Below are 15,415 nucleotides of genomic sequence, written 5' to 3'. Positions count from 1 at the left end.
TGGCCGCCCGTGAGGATTGAGTACTGTCAATTTTATGAAGCCCCGCATCTTAATCATTGATGATGACCCTGCGATCGCTGACGTTTTGGCAATTAACCTGCAAATGGCGGGTTACGAGGTCACAAAGTCCTTAGATGGGATGCAAGGGCAAGCCCTCGCCGTGCAACTCTCTCCCGATCTGATTCTCCTTGACCTGATGTTGCCCCAAGTGGATGGCTTTACAATTTGCCAACGCCTGCGCCGCGATCCCCGTACTCAAGATATTCCGATTTTGATGTTGACGGCCCTCAGCCAAACCCATAATAAAGTGGAAGGATTTAATGCCGGTGCCGATGACTATCTCACCAAGCCCTTTGAATTGGAGGAAATGCTGGCTCGGGTACGCGCCCTCTTGCGCCGCACCGATCGCATTCCCGCCACGGCAGGCCATCGCGAAATCCTCAGCTATGGGCCATTGACACTAGTGCCTGAACGATTTGAGGTCTCTTGGTTTGGCAAAATTATTAAGCTGACGCGCCTTGAATTTGAGCTGCTCCACTGCCTGCTGCAACGCCATGGCCAAACGGTCTCCCCCAGTGAAATTCTCAAGGAAGTCTGGGGCTATGACCCCGATGATGATATTGAAACTATTCGCGTCCACGTCCGCCACCTGCGGACAAAACTAGAACCGGATCCGCGGAATCCGCGCTATATCAAAACCGTCTATGGGGCTGGCTACTGTCTAGAACTGCCCAGTCAGATTGAGCCACCATCTGCATCCTAGGTTGGGTTGTTCGCAGTCGGTAGTTGTAGAGGCTTGAGGGGAACCGCTTGGGCAAAGACCTGCTCATTGATGGTTTCACCAATCTTGCTGAGGCGTTCTGCCACGGCTTGGCGAAAGCGAGTTTGTAGCTCGATCGCCAAACTAGAAAAGTCCGTGATGGCAGGGTTGAGGGTGAGGGTGTTCCCTGTTCGTGTTAGAATGCCCGCCTTGACATAGTTGGCGATCGCCCGCTTAATCCCCTGCTGACCAATGCGCTGCTGCCGCCGACGAGCTTGCTCAAGAATAATATTTATCATTCTCTCAAAGGGGGCATTGCGGGGACGATGGGCAATTAACCACTGTCCCACCTGAGTCAGTAAAAAATCTGCCGCCACTTCATCGGCAAAGATACCACGATAGATCGAGACGGTGTGAATGGTTTGGGGACTGGAGGTGCGCAGGGTGTAGCGCTCAGGTAGGTTATTGCGCCAGCAGAGAATCGTCCTACCCAATTGACCATTCACCGCAACACCAATTTGTAACTGATGGTGTGTGGTTAAGTAGGCCACTAATTCAGAGGGCTTGCAAAAGCCAAATCGCAGCGGATCCAATTGGGGGGCAACGGATCTCATTTCTAAAAATACGGTATTAAAGACCATACCCTTGGCCAATTCTCGCCGTCTTGTTGCATCAGTGGTGTAGTAGGAGAATAGCTCCAAAAGTTTTTCAGTTTCCCGTTGTTGAATCGCCGATGGCGGAATTTGTTCATAGTTCAACGGCTCAATGGGAAGACGCCGAGGTGAGGATGGCGCGGTGCGATTTTCTCGATTGGGTTGACGCGGGGGAGGCGTGCCGTTTCTGCCATTGGTGGCGGGAGCAGAATGAATGAAAGGATTCTCAAGGAAAATAAATTGGTGGCACACCCGCTGAAAGCTGTCACTGGCGGCGTTACGGTAGGCACAGCCAATCACGGTTTTACCGTAATCCCGCAGGCGCAGGGCAATGGAGCCAAAGCCACCATCCCCGGAGATGAGCACAAAAGTATTGATGTCGGGATGTTGGTAGGCTAGATCAATGGCATCAAGGGCAAGTTGAATGTCCGCTGCATTACGCTGATTGTGATTGCGACCATAGACGCCAACCCGCTCGATTTGCGATCGCTCCAGTTGAGCGTTGAGGGCTTGGAGAATTTGATTTTGCCAGTTCCCATAGGCACGCTTGATGACAATTTCCCCCAGATCAATGGTGCCTTTAATTGCCTCTAGAATGTTGTCTAGGGAAACAAGCTCATTCACTTTGGCCGGGTCTAGTCGCTGCCCTTGGTTAAAGACTAAGTTTTCAATATCGTAGAGGACAGCGGTTTTTAGGGTGGTTGCTGGGGGTTGGGGTCTTTGCAGAAGGGTTTGAATGGTTTGCAGAGCGGCACTCTGGGCATGAATGGCTTCAATGAGCGGTTCAAGTTGCTGCGCCGTCGCCGTGTTAACAGCAGCGTCCCTTTGATTGTCCTTGAGGGTTTCCAGCCTCTGCATGATCTCGTTACGCATCGGGTGCAGGGCTTCAGGAAGTGCTTGGTGCAGGTGCTGTTCAAGGTGAGTGAGTTGTTGGCGTTGTTGTGCCAGTTCTTGCAGCAGAAGTGCTTTGAGTTCGGTGGTCTCTGGGGAGGAGGAGAGGACGGTGTGAATGTCTCGAATGAGGCGATCGCTACGGCGTTGGTTCTTTTCAATGAGGGGTGCACCTGCAAGGGCACCGATGCCACTCCCTAAAAGGGTTGCTAAGGGTTGTTGGGGTTGAATCAGTGTGGCAATACCACCGAGGGCGATCGCGCTAACAGGAGCAATCAACCAAAGCTCTGGCTTCATTCAAAAGGGAAATGTGATAGGAATAACATGAATTAGAGAATCATGATAGCAAAAAATCTTTAGGCACTGAGTTGGGCTTGGCGCAGTTGGCCACAGGCGGCTTGCCGATCCAGACCCCGCGATCGCCGAATGCTGGCGGTTACCCCTAAGGCGTGCAGTTGAGCCAAAAATTGTCGCAATTGCTGATCACTGGGACGCTGATAGGCTGCTTCTGCAATGGGATTGTAGGGAATCAGGTTTACATGGCTCTGAAAGCCCCGCAATAGCTGCGCTAGCTCCTCAGCATGCTGGGGGCGATCGTTGACCCCCGCCAGAACGGTATATTCAAAGGTGACGCGGCGCCCCGTTTGCTGCACATAGGCACGACAATCGGCAATCAGTTGGCTGAGGGGATAGTGCTTGGCGCTGGGAATGAGCTGCTGCCGTAGGGCTTGGTTGGGGGCATGGAGGCTGACGGCAAGGGTGATTTGCAACTGATATTGTGCCAGTCGCTGAATTTGTTGGGGAATACCAACCGTTGAGAGGGTAATGTGCCGCTGACCAATGCCAATATCGCGATTCAAGCAGGTGACCGCTGGGATAACAGCCGCTAAGTTTAAGAGTGGCTCTCCCATACCCATAAACACCACATGGCTGACGCGCCGCCTCATTTCACTCTGGATCGTTAGCACCTGATCGACGATTTCATGGCAAGCCAGATTGCGGCGATACCCGCCTTTACCGGTGGCACAAAAATCACAGGCCATGGGGCAGCCCACTTGGGAAGACACACACACCGTCAGGCGATCGCCACTGGGAATGCCCACCGTTTCAATGGTTTCGCCATCGGCTAAGGTCAACAAAAGCTTTACAGTGCCATCTTGGGCATCATGGCGATAGCGAATCTCTGAGCGGCCAATCTCTACTCCTGCGAGGGTATCACGCCACCGTTTGGGAAAAACTGTAATCTCTTGGAGCGATCGCGCCCCCTTTTGATAGAGCCACTGATGGAGTTGTTGTGCCCGATAGCTAGGCTGCCCTTGGGCTTCCACCCATGCCTTGAGTTCTGCTGCAGACTGTCCCAGCAGCGCCATAGTGTTCAACCGCTTCACTTCCCCTTGATCCTAACAAACTGCCAACCTGCTCTTTTCTGGAATAGGGGCACAAGAAAGAACGCTGAGGCGCTGGGACAATTGCTTTGCAGTTTTGCTAAGAGCAGTTAATCTTTCTCTTGCTGACGGGTCAGCAGCACTAAAATTTGCGAGACCCCAGAGAATGCCAGCTGAGTTTTGTCCAAGATTGTGGCGCATGCAAGCACCTCTGGATTCAAATATTCTCTGATACGGCTGATATTCAAAGATAGCCCCTTGACTTGGTTTGAGAGTTTTTGTTAGATTTAGAGGTGCTTGAAAATCTCTGAACCTATTCCCCAGAGCGGGATTGACAACTGAATACTGGCCGAGGCTAAAAATTTTACAGTCACAAAAAAACCAAGTGCCAGAGGTGCTTGAAAAGTGACTGTGCTAAGCTAGTCCTAGAGGCATTTCTAGGGCGCCGCTGTGCCTCTACCTCTGATGCCGTAAGGCGTTGAGCACCCGTTGGCGTTCCTTTGCCGTGGGCTTGCCTTTGCGTGCCTCTACCTCTGATGCCGTAAGGCGTTGAGCACGAAACTACTTGTTTGACTTTAGTGAGGACGATACATTGTGCCTCTACCTCTGATGCCGTAAGGCGTTGAGCACTCGGTGAAAAAGCTAGTGTATCTGAAGATACTTTTGTGCCTCTACCTCTGATGCCGTAAGGCGTTGAGCACCGACCTATTCCAGAAGGAAAATGGAAAGTACACAAGGTGCCTCTACCTCTGATGCCGTAAGGCGTTGAGCACTTGGCCGCTGAAAACCTTTCAACGGTCGAAAAGATGTGCCTCTACCTCTGATGCCGTAAGGCGTTGAGCACATAAAGCCTATAAAGCGCCATTTTTGTCGTTTAATAGTGCCTCTACCTCTGATGCCGTAAGGCGTTGAGCACCTCAAACATCAGATTGTTCAAGACGAGCTAATGGCTGTGCCTCTACCTCTGATGCCGTAAGGCGTTGAGCACTTCATTCTTCTTCTCTTCTTGCGGTAAACGAGTGCGGGTGCCTCTACCTCTGATGCCGTAAGGCGTTGAGCACAGCCCGCCGCCCTTGCCGCTCAGCCCGCCTCAGCCCGTGCCTCTACCTCTGATGCCGTAAGGCGTTGAGCACAACCAGTATCCACTTGATTAATTCCTCTTCGGGCGTGCCTCTACCTCTGATGCCGTAAGGCGTTGAGCACAGAAGCAGTAGAAGGAAGAATATAATTAACTTTGATGTGCCTCTACCTCTGATGCCGTAAGGCGTTGAGCACTAAATATTGAACTCAGTCATATGTCTATCCACTACTGTGCCTCTACCTCTGATGCCGTAAGGCGTTGAGCACTCTCAAGCGGCAATGCGTAATGACACTAATCAAGTGCCTCTACCTCTGATGCCGTAAGGCGTTGAGCACACTTCAATTATACCAAAGAGGGGGCGCCACGGGCAGAGGTGCCTCTACCTCTGATGCCGTAAGGCGTTGAGCACATCGGAATAGCGCAACTCGATCGAGGATTGCAGTAGGTGCCTCTACCTCTGATGCCGTAAGGCGTTGAGCACAGGCTTTGCAGCCAGTTAAAACCTCAAACTTGGCCGTGCCTCTACCTCTGATGCCGTAAGGCGTTGAGCACTCACAAGGCTCCCCCATAAAAGTAAACCCCAAATTGTGCCTCTACCTCTGATGCCGTAAGGCGTTGAGCACTAGGACGCCCTGAAAGCGCAACAGAAGGTCAGCTGTGCCTCTACCTCTGATGCCGTAAGGCGTTGAGCACTAGTAAGGTCTGAAGGATCTCCCATTTCTTCAATGTGCCTCTACCTCTGATGCCGTAAGGCGTTGAGCACGCTATATTGCCTGCTTTTGCCTGTGCTGTAATAGGTGCCTCTACCTCTGATGCCGTAAGGCGTTGAGCACAAACAAAGTAGGGTTGTTACTTTTGCGGAAAAGTGCCTCTACCTCTGATGCCGTAAGGCGTTGAGCACACTCTTGCGACGCCTCAGACTTAGAGGCATTGCAAGTGCCTCTACCTCTGATGCCGTAAGGCGTTGAGCACTATGAGAATTGGATTAATGACGAGGCAGATCATTGTGCCTCTACCTCTGATGCCGTAAGGCGTTGAGCACAAAGAAATTCTAGAAACAGTAATTGACTCACAAGAGGTGCCTCTACCTCTGATGCCGTAAGGCGTTGAGCACTAGTTCTAGAGTAATTTTACGAGCATTATATTGGTTGTGCCTCTACCTCTGATGCCGTAAGGCGTTGAGCACTGGTGGCGAGCCCCATAAAATAGAAGGCTGCCCGTGCCTCTACCTCTGATGCCGTAAGGCGTTGAGCACCATTTTGAGAATTAATTGTATAAACTGAGCTAGGCTTGTGCCTCTACCTCTGATGCCGTAAGGCGTTGAGCACGCCGCCCTCTGCCCTCTGCCCGTGACCGCCCTGTGGTGCCTCTACCTCTGATGCCGTAAGGCGTTGAGCACTAAACACTCGTCCAGCTCAAAATCTAGTAGATGAAAACGTGCCTCTACCTCTGATGCCGTAAGGCGTTGAGCACGCAAAGATACAAAATTAGCGTAGTCAGGATGATTTGGAGGTGCCTCTACCTCTGATGCCGTAAGGCGTTGAGCACAGGGCTGAGAGCGGCAACACGTATTAATAGGGCTGAGGAGTGCCTCTACCTCTGATGCCGTAAGGCGTTGAGCACCCGCCCTATTAATATGTGTCGCCCTTGCCGCCCTTGTGCCTCTACCTCTGATGCCGTAAGGCGTTGAGCACAAGGGCTGAGGAGCTGAGGAGCTGAAGGGCTGAGGGGTGCCTCTACCTCTGATGCCGTAAGGCGTTGAGCACCAAAGCTTGACCTTAATATTACAGGGCAACAGAGGGCGTGCCTCTACCTCTGATGCCGTAAGGCGTTGAGCACCCCTCAGCGTGCCGCCGCCTCTGCCCTATTGCCCGTGCCTCTACCTCTGATGCCGTAAGGCGTTGAGCACAGTTTGCGGCCAATGTATGTCAGTACTGCAGAATTCGTGCCTCTACCTCTGATGCCGTAAGGCGTTGAGCACTACAGCCACGGGCGCTCAAAGACAAGAGGGCAGAGGGTGCCTCTACCTCTGATGCCGTAAGGCGTTGAGCACTATAAATGCGCCGAACATTTACATCCTCCTATCTATTGTGCCTCTACCTCTGATGCCGTAAGGCGTTGAGCACGCGCCCTCTTTGGCTGTATAATTAGGGTCATTCTCGTGTGCCTCTACCTCTGATGCCGTAAGGCGTTGAGCACACTAATGGCGCTATTTCTAATGATCCCTATATTCGAGTGCCTCTACCTCTGATGCCGTAAGGCGTTGAGCACCCGCCGCCCTTCCTCAGCCCTTCCTCAGCCCTTCGTGCCTCTACCTCTGATGCCGTAAGGCGTTGAGCACTGCTGCAGACCAATGTGCAAGAGCGGCAACAAATGGGTGCCTCTACCTCTGATGCCGTAAGGCGTTGAGCACGCCGCCTCTGTCCGTGGCCTCTCCTGTGGCCGCCTGTGCCTCTACCTCTGATGCCGTAAGGCGTTGAGCACAATGTGAAGGCTTTTCCAGTTGAAGTCTATGACTATGTGCCTCTACCTCTGATGCCGTAAGGCGTTGAGCACTGCGCCATTGCAGGACGGGGAATGGGAATGATGGTGCCTCTACCTCTGATGCCGTAAGGCGTTGAGCACCGTATGATACTCAAATTGCGGCGGTTCAAGAGTTGTGTGCCTCTACCTCTGATGCCGTAAGGCGTTGAGCACTCCTTGTGCCGCCGCCTCTGCCCTCAGCCCTTGTGCCTCTACCTCTGATGCCGTAAGGCGTTGAGCACAGACCTAAAAGAGCCTTTAGTATTTTGAGTGTTAGTGCCTCTACCTCTGATGCCGTAAGGCGTTGAGCACTTCGCCTTTTTTAGTTTTCGTTTTTTCTATAAGAGTGCCTCTACCTCTGATGCCGTAAGGCGTTGAGCACAAAAGCGACATGATGTGGCGCTAAATAATGTTTACGAGTGCCTCTACCTCTGATGCCGTAAGGCGTTGAGCACAATATTGAAATGGCCTGTATTCCTGCTGTAGCAGGTGCCTCTACCTCTGATGCCGTAAGGCGTTGAGCACTTTTAGAGCAAATGGTAGCTTTGAAAGAAAGCGGTGCCTCTACCTCTGATGCCGTAAGGCGTTGAGCACTGGATTCGCTCGGCAGCAGGGGCGGGAACTCGCATCACCCTTGATTTGCCGATGCCGTCAACAGTTGTTGCAGGTACATCTGCGCAGGGGAATAGTCAGGGTTAAATTCAAGGGTCTTTTGAAAATAGGCGATGGCGCGATCGCGCTCCTGAAGGGTCATGTAGGTAAAACCTAGACTATAGGCAGGTTGGGTGGTCATCCACTGGCGATCGAAGGGTTCAGCGCGATCGTAGGTTCCCTGCTCAAAGAGATCTAAACAGCGGTGAAAGTAGGGCAAGGCTCCGCGATGCAAGCCCAATTCAAAGATGAGTAACCCCGCCACATAGAGTAGGGGCGGATAGCGATCAAAGAAGCGTAGGCCATAGCTGAGGTAATACTGAGCCGTTTCGTAGTCCTTGGCCTCAAAGGCGCGGTAGCTCACCCAAAAAAGAAGATGGCGCAGCCAAGTCGTCTCCTGAGGCAGAATTCCCTGTGCCACGGCAGGGGCAATTTGCTCAAGGGCTTGTTCATACCAAGCTTGGGCGCGATCGCCATCGCCACAGGCGGCATAGTGATCCCCAAGACACACCAAGTTTTGCAGTCGGCGATCGCCCTGCTGCACCATTTTTTCGAGGATGGGAATATTGCGATCGCGAAGCTTTGCCAGAAACTGATCTGGCGTCTGTTGGTTGTGGTGAATGAGATAGACCCCCTGCAACTGACCCACCACCGCTGGGCGCTCCCGATAGTACAGTTGCTCATGGAGTGCCCCGGCAAAGTGAAGATCAGGGAAGCGGCGGCCAAAGCGGACATTCCAAAACTCACTCCAGTTGCGATCGCTCGCCTGTTCACGGCGCAGCAGACTCCACTGATTGATGGCATCCCCACTTGCAGCGCTCAACTGGTCTCGCCATTGGGGATCTGTAACCACCAATTCCTCATCGGCATCAATGTAAAAGACCCACTCCCCGCTTGCATGGGCTAGGGAGGCATTGCGGGCGGCAGCAAAATCTGCTTGCCAGACAACGGCATGGACATGGGGGGTAAACTCGCGGGCAATGGCGATCGTCCCATCGGTGGAACCCGTGTCCACAACAATGATTTCATCCACCCAAGGCTGCACCGACTGCAAGCAGCGCCGTAATTGATGGGCTTCGTTTTTGACAATCATGCACAGAGACAGCAGCGGAGCCATAGCAGCGAAGGCACTACAGCCGTTTGAGATACTTGGCTTCCAGCAAAAAGGCACCCCGCGCTAGGCGCACGACCCAATAGTTCCCCGGTTGCTGGCCGAGGATCACCCCCTCTTCACCGAGGGTGAGGATACTGGCGGGACGCAACATTGGCATTGGCTCCGCTGTTTTCACATAGGGGGGCAGTTCCACAAGGCGAACGCGATCGCCCACCGCAAAGGCTTCTTCCATTCCCACCAAAAAATGCTCGAAATGCGTAATTCTGGTAGCACAATTTTCAATTTAATATACTGGTTTCGCCTGTGAGATTTTTGTCAAAAGTTTTAGAGTGTCTTCAAGTAGCTTAATAGGTCGGCCATGTCTTGGGGTTGGGCTTGAAACTTGGGCATGGGAGGGGTATTGCCGCTAATAATTTGCTGGATGAGCTTTGCTTGCGATCGGCGGTGGCTAATCTGCACAAGGCTAGGACCCACTTCGCCCTTGCCATCAATGCCATGACAAGCCGCACAGTTGAGAATAAAAATTTGCTCGCCGCGACTCGGATCGCCCACCGCTGCTCGTACCGATTGAATGTAGGGATCCCGCAGGGGCAATAGCAGAGAAACCCCCCAACCGCCACCCACCACCAGCACGACCAAGACAGGCAGCAGCCAGCGCCATACCGTTGATCGAACCCCAACTGTGTTGACTAAACTCATTCACTTATCGGGAAAGATTAAAAATTGTTTATTATTGTTACAACTGCATTCTAAACCCTGAGCTCAGCGAGATTCAAGCCACTAAGTAAAAATTCCTAGACAAAAGCAAGGGCTTGAGCTATCCACTAAGGACTGTGAAAGCGACGATACACCATGCGCAATGCCTCGCGATCGCCGACATTGCCGGGGAACAGCACCACTGGTAATGCGGGAAAACGGGGATGATCAGCACCCGTGCGCACCACGGAGCAGCCCGGAATCACTTGCCCCAAGAGGCGAACCGTGGCTAAGTTTAAGCCCTTACTCAGCACATCGTTGGAGGTGATGCCCCCCTTGCTGATCAGGTAGCGCAAATCGGCGGGCAACTGCTGGACGATCGCCATCAGCACTTCCGAGACTCGCTGCCCAAAGGCTAACCGTGTCGCTGCATCCGCGAAGGTGAGTTCCTCACGACTGGTAAAGATGACGGGGGTTTTCTCACTGGCGATCGCCTGATCCACTGCCGCCAAGACTTCGTTGATAATGTCAGGTTCAGCCGCCCCACTGTCGCGCAATCGAGCCACGGGCACTTCAATGGGAAACACATCGGGTTCCTCCAGCAAAGCGGTCAGTTGTTCAGTGGTTTTGCGCACGTGGGAACCCACCAAAATCGCACCATAGCGGCCAGGGCGGCAATAGGTGGCCATTGCCTCTGGGGGGGTGGGCTGGGGCGGCAGCTGCGCTAAGGCCGTGAGCAAACTGGCAGCACTGCGGAACAAAAAGCGTTTTCCTTGACTGGCAAGCTCAAGCACTGCTGCTGCAAACTGGTCTAAATCCTCTTGGCTCTCGGCATCCACCACCCCACAGACATTGCCTTGTAACTGACTCAAGCGGCTGCGCAGGGTCTCTGGATTGCGCACATCGGCAAGGACAAAACGCTCTACGGCTGCGGCGGGGATGCGCCCTTGGGTCTTTTCGGCCACATAGTCGGGTAAGTAGCTGTGGTGATAGCCAAAGACGGAATCGCGGGCAAACTCCGTTTCATGAACGGGCACCGGCTGACCTGCAACAAGCAGATAGTGCTGGCTATCACGGGTAATGCGCCCCCCCTCTAAAAAGGCAGGCACCAGAAAATGGGCATCAAAGGGTCCCAGTTCAGCGGCAATCACATCGGTTTCAAGGGGGTAGTGGCCGCGGAGGGTGGAGTCGGAACGGCTGACAACCATGAAATCGGTGGTGCCGGTTTGGGCGATCGCCGCCTTCAAATGACAGCAAACGGTGCGCGTGACCTCCGCTGCGATTTCTGGAGGCAAAGCACGGGTATTGGTGAGGATAAAGAAAATGGGCACCCTATCGGTGAGGCCACGACAGAGGGTATCCACATCCCAGCGGGTCAACAGCAGGCAACTGTGCACTGTTTGCGAACCGGTGGGGTCATCATCTAGAACAATAATTTTTGGGCGCGTCACCGAGGGCATCTCCGACACTCTTTCGTTTGCAGTTTATCATTGGGGCGATCGCGACAGTTCTTTTCTAAAACATGGGGTACCTAGGGTGATAAGAATTCTTGAGAACTCTTGAAAAATCCGATCTGGTTGCTCCCTATGAATGCTGAACACGTTGTCAATGGATTATTGGGTGCCTGTTTAGGGGATGCCCTTGGTGTACCCATGGCAGCGTCTTTTGAATGATTAGTTTTAGCACGCAGAAAGCTGAGGCTTAGACGCTGAAATACTTGGCGGTGGGATGGTAGCAGATGATCGCCGTGGTGGATTGCTCAGGGTAGAGTTGTTCACTCTCGTCCATATACATCCCCATGCGATCGCTCTCGAGGAGTCGCAGCAGCGTATATTGATCCTGCATATTGGGACAGGCAGGATAGCCAAAGCTATAGCGGGAGCCTTGGTAGCGCTGGGCAAGAATATCGCGAATCGACTCTGGATCGGGAGTGCAGCCCAATTCACGGCGAATGCGGGCATGGCACCACTCTGCGAGGGCTTCCGCCGTTTGCACCGCCATGCCGTGGAAGTAGAGGTAGTCACTGTATTGATTGGCCGCAAATAGCTCCTGCGCCACTTGGGTAGCAATTTCACCAACGGTCACCGCTTGCATGGGAAAGACATCAATGATGCCCGATGCCACAGGGGCAAAAAAGTCGGCAATACAGAGGCGGCGGCCACTCTTTTGGCGGGGGAAGGTAAACTGGGCGATCGCCCGCTCAGGGATGCAGGCACTTTTGTCACCAACCCGCTGCGGATCGTAGAGATAGACCGTGTTACCCTCACTTTGGCAGGGGAAGTAGCCATAAATCAGTTCAGGATGGAGTAGGTTTTCCGCAAGGATGCGCTGTTTCCACTCCTCAAGGATGGGATAGACCTTCTCGGCAAGGAAGGCGTCGTAGGTGGCACGGTCTTGATCCTTGGGTTTGCGAAACTGCCACTGACCGGCAATCAGGGCTTGGAGATCCAGATAGGCAAAGACCTCAGAAAGGGGAATCTGATCCGCCTTAAGGTGACGAATGCCCCAGAAGGGGGGTGTGGGGCGGGGAATCTCCACCGCAACAGCGTCAGAACGACGTGTATCTACTACTTCTGGCGTTTCGGGTTCAGTCACCGAGGGGGGTTCGGGGGCGATCGCCGGTGTGGCCTCTGCCTCTGGGGGAGAGACCGTTGTGCCATCCAAAAATCCTTGGCGATCGTCCCACTGCCCTGCGGCCTTTGCCCGCATCAGCCGATCCATAAAGTGCAAATCGGCAAAGGCATCCTTGCCGTAGATCACTTGACCGTGGTAGGTGGCGCGGCAATCCTCGTAGACAAACTTGGGTGTGAGGGCCGCCCCCCCCAGAATCACGGGAACGGTAATGCTCCGCTCATTAAAGACCTCCAGATTCTCCTTCATAAAGGCGGTGGATTTCACCAAGAGGCCACTCATGGCAATGCAGTCTGCCTGATGTTCTTTGTAGGCTTGGATGATATTTTCAACGGGTTGCTTAATCCCCAAGTTAATCACCCGATAGCCATTGTTGGTGAGGATAATATCCACCAAGTTTTTGCCAATATCATGGACATCCCCCTTCACCGTGGCAATCACAACCGTGCCCTTGGCGGTGTCCCCCGTGGCAGATTTCTCCATAAAGGGTTCGAGGTAGGCGACGGCGGCCTTCATCGTTTCTGCGGACTGCAAAACAAAGGGCAGTTGCATCTGCCCAGCGCCAAAGCGTTCACCCACCACCTTCATGCCATCGAGCAAGAAGGTATTGATAATTTCAAGGGGAGCATAGGTTTCAAGGGCTTTGGCGAGGGTGTCCTCCAGCCCCAAGCGATCGCCATCAATAATGTGGCGCTTTAGCCGCTCCTCAATGGGCAGGTTCTCCACCTGCGAGCGATCCGGTTGGGTGGTTTTGCCCTCAAAGAGGCGGGTCAGTTCCGCAAGGGGGTCATAGACACACACGTCCCCCTCAAATCGCCGCCGATCATAGATCAGATCACGGCACACTTCTTGGTGCTCTGGCTCAATTTTCGCCAAGGGCAGAATCTTGGCAGCACTGACAATGGCAGCATCCATGCCCGCCTGCATCGCCTCATGGAGAAACATCGAGTTCAGGACTTGCCGCGCCGCTGGGTTCAAACCAAAGGAGATATTCGAGACCCCCAGCAAAATATGACAGCCGGGGAGTTCAGCGCGGATACGGCGAATGGCGGCAATGGTTTCCCGACCGTTGACCCGATCCTCCTCAATCCCTGTGGAAATCGGCAGTGCCAAAGGGTCAAAGAAAATCTCGTAGGGGGGAATGCCGTAGTCAAGGGCGGCTTTATAAGCCCGTTCAGCAATGGCAAACTTTTTCTCAGCCGTTCGTGCCATCCCCTCTTCATCAATGGTGCCGACCACAACACCGGCGCCATAGGTTTTTGCCAGTTCCAAAACTTTGTAAAAACGGGGTTCACCATCCTCGAAGTTAGTGGAGTTGAGCAGGCATTTGCCCCCCGCCACCTTTAGCCCCGCTTCCATCTTTTGCCACTCCGTAGAGTCAAGCATGAGGGGCAGGGTGACATTGGTAACCAACCGCGACACCAACTCGTGCATATCCCGCACGCCATCGCGCCCCACATAGTCCACGTTGACATCGAGGATGTGGGCACCTTCACGCACTTGGGCACGGGCAAGGGCAACGAGGCCATCCCAGTCTTCGGCATTGAGGAGATCGCGGCATTTTTTCGAGCCACTGGCATTGAGCCGCTCACCAATAATCAGGAAGGAATTCTCTTGGTCGTAGGGCTGCGGGCTGTAGATCGAGGCAGCCGCGGGAATCCGTTGGGGCGATCGCGCCTTGGGGGTCAGGGTGGCAGCAATTTCGGCAAGGGCAGCAATGTGATCCGGTCGAGTGCCGCAACAGCCGCCAATCACTTGCACCCCAAAGTCCTCGACAAAGCGGGTGAGGGCTAGCCGCAGTTCCATCGGTGTTAATTTGTAGTAGGCACAACCACCAATGTTCTCAGGCAAGCCGGCGTTGGGAATGCAGGAAATCACAAAGGGGGAGTGCTGCGAGAGGTAGCGGATATGCTCCGTCATCAGGTCAGGCCCTGTGGCGCAGTTGAGTCCCAAAATATCAATGGGATAGGGTTCCAGAATCGTCAGGGCAGCACCAATTTCCGAGCCAACCAGCATCGTGCCCTGCTGCTCCATCGTCACGGAGACCATGAGAGGGCGGCGTTCTCCCCGCTCCCGAAAGACGGCCATTACCCCATTGAGTGCCGCCTTGATTTGCAGCACGTCTTGGCAGGTTTCAATAATAAATAGGTCAACCCCGCCATCAAAGAGACCCGCCGCTTGTTCGCGAAAGGCAGTGTAGAGGGTGTCGTAGTCGATGTGGCCAAGGGTGGGGAGTTTGGTACCAGGCCCCATTGAGCCAGCAACAAAGCGGGGTTTTTCGGGGGTGCTAAATTCAGCGGCCACGGACTTGGCCAGTTCGGCGGCTTTCTTGCTAATTTCGTAGGCGCGATCGCCCAAATTGTATTCACTAAGAACAATCGAGGATGAGCCAAAGGTATTGGTTTCAATGACATCGGCGCCTGCTGCCAAAAAATCCCGGTGCACCTTGGCCACCGCCTCTGGCTTGCTGATGACCAAGTATTCATTGCAGCCTTCGTACGCCTTGCCCCCAAAGTCCTCTGCCGTCAGGTTTTGCGCCTGAAGATTCGTGCCCATTGCGCCATCAAAGACAATGACGCGCCGCGGTTCTGCATGGAGATACTCAAGAAACGACATAGACATCCACCAAGGCCAGCCGATTTGCACCAGAGGGTTTTTCTGATTTTAATCTCTCCGGGAGCGGTACAGCCCTTTGCTCACGGATGGAACTGACAGCTCGGCCTTGACACTTCTTGCGACAAAAAAATTAGGGGTGCAGAAAAAATAGAATTCAACACCCCCCTTCAAAAAACTGAGTACTCAGCCTGTTTTTGATGACAGTATTTCCCTGTTCTTGCTATGTTAGGCAAAAACCTTTGCTGCCATCATAAAATACTTGAAGCCCTTCATCGCGTATGTAACAGCCTCGAAGATCTTCTCAATGAACCTAAAGAATCCCAACATTGGTTACCTCCTTAAAGAAGTTTTTCTAATTAATTGTTTCCATTTAGTCTGCTTCCCCGAAGGGAAGCAAGAAATTAAATTCTGTTT

At 53.3% G+C, this 15,415-nt stretch carries 7 protein-coding genes, 1 pseudogene and 1 CRISPR repeat array; of the genes and pseudogenes, 1 reads left to right on the top strand and 7 read right to left on the bottom strand.

Features of this window, described 5'->3' with window-relative positions:
• Nucleotides 1-34: 34 nt before the first annotated feature.
• Nucleotides 35-763 (top strand): response regulator transcription factor, encoded by a 729-nt coding sequence (locus tag RHJ31_RS02290; protein WP_302677220.1) that lies wholly within the window; start codon nucleotides 35-37, stop codon nucleotides 761-763.
• Here RHJ31_RS02290 and RHJ31_RS02285 read toward each other — a convergent pair.
• The 7 genes and pseudogenes from RHJ31_RS02285 to metH all read right to left on the bottom strand — a co-directional run bounded on the left by RHJ31_RS02285 (nucleotide 760) and on the right by metH (nucleotide 15,007).
• Entirely contained in the window at nucleotides 760-2,601 is a 1,842-nt protein-coding gene (locus RHJ31_RS02285; RefSeq protein WP_302677219.1) for an NYN domain-containing protein, read from the bottom strand. The two genes, RHJ31_RS02290 and RHJ31_RS02285, sit on opposite strands and share 4 nt — an antisense overlap.
• A gap of 59 nt (nucleotides 2,602-2,660) precedes the next feature.
• On the bottom strand, nucleotides 2,661-3,674 hold the full coding sequence (gene rlmN, locus RHJ31_RS02280; protein WP_302677782.1) for a 23S rRNA (adenine(2503)-C(2))-methyltransferase RlmN: 1,014 nt from the start codon (nucleotides 3,672-3,674) through the stop codon (nucleotides 2,661-2,663).
• Nucleotides 3,675-4,139: 465 nt separating this feature from the next.
• Nucleotides 4,140-7,959: a CRISPR direct-repeat array (repeat unit 36 nt; unit sequence GTGCCTCTACCTCTGATGCCGTAAGGCGTTGAGCAC).
• Between the two features lie 61 nt (nucleotides 7,960-8,020).
• Nucleotides 8,021-9,037 (bottom strand): annotated as a pseudogene (locus RHJ31_RS13210) (glycosyltransferase); the annotation flags it as partial.
• Nucleotides 9,038-9,074: 37 nt separating this feature from the next.
• Entirely contained in the window at nucleotides 9,075-9,290 is a 216-nt protein-coding gene (gene sipA, locus RHJ31_RS02265; protein WP_302677217.1) for a regulatory protein SipA, read from the bottom strand.
• Nucleotides 9,291-9,382: 92 nt separating this feature from the next.
• Complete coding sequence (locus RHJ31_RS02260; RefSeq protein ID WP_302677216.1) at nucleotides 9,383-9,757, bottom strand: cytochrome c; 375 nt, start codon at nucleotides 9,755-9,757, stop codon at nucleotides 9,383-9,385.
• Between the two features lie 125 nt (nucleotides 9,758-9,882).
• Nucleotides 9,883-11,214 carry a four-carbon acid sugar kinase family protein gene (locus tag RHJ31_RS02255; protein ID WP_302677215.1) on the bottom strand — a complete coding sequence of 444 codons (1,332 nt, stop codon included), beginning with the start codon at nucleotides 11,212-11,214 and terminating at the stop codon, nucleotides 9,883-9,885.
• A gap of 241 nt (nucleotides 11,215-11,455) precedes the next feature.
• Nucleotides 11,456-15,007, bottom strand: a complete 3,552-nt coding sequence (gene metH / locus RHJ31_RS02250; RefSeq protein ID WP_302677214.1) for a methionine synthase — start codon at nucleotides 15,005-15,007, stop codon at nucleotides 11,456-11,458.
• Nucleotides 15,008-15,415: the final 408 nt, after the last annotated feature.

Origin of the sequence: Thermosynechococcus sp. JY1331 (assembly GCF_031583475.1) — a bacterium.
Lineage (GTDB): Bacteria > Cyanobacteriota > Cyanobacteriia > Thermosynechococcales > Thermosynechococcaceae > Thermosynechococcus.
This window is presented reverse-complemented; position numbering and strand designations above follow the sequence as displayed.